Source organism: Streptomyces sp. NPDC020362 (assembly GCF_040642095.1).
GTDB lineage: Bacteria > Actinomycetota > Actinomycetes > Streptomycetales > Streptomycetaceae > Streptomyces.
Map to the genome: position 1 here is coordinate 1 of NZ_JBFAET010000458.1, position 1,996 is coordinate 1,996.

A 1,996-nucleotide genomic window follows, 5' to 3' on the forward strand; every position below is an offset into this window, starting at 1 on the left:
GGTGGCGACATCGACGCGGAACTCGGCGGTGGCGGAGCGGCCGGCGTCGAGGACCTGCGCGCCGGGCAGGGCGCGCAGCCGGCCGGCCACATGGCGGCCCAGGTATCCGGTGCCGCCCAGGACGAGAATGCGCATGCGGTACTCAGGCTCCCTTGAGGAGAAGCGACTTGCGGGTGGTGAACTCGGCGTTGGCCCGGTCGTAGTCGTCGGGACGGCCGATGTCCAGCCAATAGCCCTCGAACTCGTAGGCGTGCGGCGGGTTCTCGGCGGCCAGCAGGTCGAGGACCAGTTCGTCGAAGCCGAGCGGCAGGCCGGGGGTGTAGCCGTCGAGGGTGGAGCGGCTGACGCCGTAGACGCCCATGGAGACGCGGTAGTCCATGCTGGGCTTCTCGGTGAAGGCGACGCCCTTGCTCGCGTTGGTGGTCAGCACGCCGAAGTCGATGTGCACCTTGCGGGCGTAGGTGGCAATGGTCAGCGGTGCCGCCGAGGCCCGGTGCCGGCGCATCACGTCGGCGTAGTCGAGGTCGGTGAGGACGTCGCCGTTCATGACCAGGAAGGTCTCGGGCAGCCGGTCTCGCAGGGTGAGCAGGGGGCCCATGGTGCCGAGGGGGCTGTCCTCGGTGGCGTGGTCGACGGACATGCTCCACTGGGAGCCGTCGCCGACGTAGGCGCGGATGATCTCGCCGAGGTGGCCTATCGCTATGGTGCAGCGGGTGAAGCCCGCGGCCGACAGCTGGCGCAGCACGATCTCCAGGATGGCGTGCTGGTCGCCGATGGGGACGAGCGGTTTGGGCAGAGCGGTGGTGTAGGGCCGCAGCCGGACGCCCTTGCCTCCCGCCAGGATCACTGCGTGCATGGGACTCCTCCTTCATGTCCTGCATGGATGTGGGGAAGTGGGGGACGTGCGCGCCGGACGGGATCAGATGTTGTAGATGCCGGTCTTGTAGCGGGCCAGGTTCGCCGGGTCGCGGAAGAAGTCCACGGTGTGCGCGAGGCCCTGTTCGAGGGTGTGGGCGGACTGCCAGCCGGTGGCCGCGGTGAGCCGGGTGGTGTCGGTGACGAGCCGCATGACCTCGGAGCCTGCGGGCCGGATGCGCCCGGGGTCGGCGCGGACGTCGAGGGCGGTGTCCATGACCTTGCCGATGAGGGCGACGAGGTCGCCGACGGAGATCTCGCTGCCGGTACCGGCGTTGAAGGCGCGTCCGACGACCTGTTCGGCGGGCGCGGTGCCCACGGCGAGGAAGGCCCGGGCGGTGTCCTTGGCGTAGGTGAAGTCCCGGGTGGGGCGCAGGTCGCCGAGGGTAATGGTGCGCTCCCCCGCCGCGACCTGGCCGATGACGGTGGGGATGACCGCGCGCATGGACTGGCGCGGCCCGAAGGTGTTGAACGGCCTCAGGGTGACCACGGGTGTGCCGAAGCTGGCGTGATAGCTGTCGGCGAGCCGGTTGCGCGCGCGGCCCCGGGGCGGACGGCCCTCGGGCGCGGTGCCCCACATGGGGACGGATCGCACGCTGCGGACCTGGGCGGGCAGTTCCCAGGCGACCGGTTCGCGTCCGGTGCCGGTGACGGCGATGACGTGGAAGTCGAGGTCGGGCATGCCCTTGACGAGTTGGTCGCACCAGACGCTGACGCCGCCGTGGCTGTGCGGGTAGGTGCCTTCGGTGAGCAGGGTGACGCGCGCCGCGCCGGGGTGGCGCGCGCCGTGCTGAACGTGCATCGATGTGCTCCACGGCCGAGAAGTGGGGTGGTCGTGCGGATCCCGGCCGCCGGTGGGCGGCCGGGACCTCGATTCGGTGCGCCGTTCAGCTGCCCGGGTTGTACGGGACCTTCCCGGTCACGCCCGCGGGGACCTTGGTGTGCGGCGCGGGGTGGGTGGCCGGTGCCGTGGCGGCCTTGCCGTCCTTGGCCGGGGCCGCGGCCAAGGACGGCAGGGTGAAGGTCTGCGTACCGCCCGAGGAGGCGGTCCAGCCGGACACCTCGCCCGCGTAGGCGCTGC

3 protein-coding genes and 1 pseudogene are annotated in these 1,996 nt (G+C 71.5%); all 4 read right to left on the bottom strand.

From position 1 onward, the window contains the following. Positions 1 to 135 (bottom strand): annotated as a pseudogene (locus AB0H32_RS48165) (NAD(P)-dependent oxidoreductase); the annotation flags it as partial. A gap of 7 nt (positions 136 to 142) precedes the next feature. Then, on the bottom strand, positions 143 to 856 hold the full coding sequence (locus tag AB0H32_RS48170) for a sugar phosphate nucleotidyltransferase (RefSeq protein ID WP_361136049.1): 714 nt from the start codon (positions 854 to 856) through the stop codon (positions 143 to 145). Between the two features lie 63 nt (positions 857 to 919). Next, complete coding sequence (locus tag AB0H32_RS48175; RefSeq protein ID WP_361136052.1) at positions 920 to 1,717, bottom strand: DUF3492 domain-containing protein; 798 nt, start codon at positions 1,715 to 1,717, stop codon at positions 920 to 922. 85 nt (positions 1,718 to 1,802) lie between these two features. Then, the coding region (locus tag AB0H32_RS48180; RefSeq protein ID WP_361136055.1) for a hypothetical protein at positions 1,803 to 1,996 on the bottom strand (194 nt) is incomplete at its 5' end.

Bases quoted from the DNA above. Each gene is read 5' to 3' on its own strand.
- AB0H32_RS48170 (WP_361136049.1), bottom strand. From the start codon at position 856: ATGCACGCAGTGATCCTGGCGGGAGGCAAGGGCGTCCGGCTGCGGCCC.
- AB0H32_RS48175 (WP_361136052.1), bottom strand. From the start codon at position 1,717: ATGCACGTTCAGCACGGCGCGCGCCACCCCGGCGCGGCGCGCGTCACC.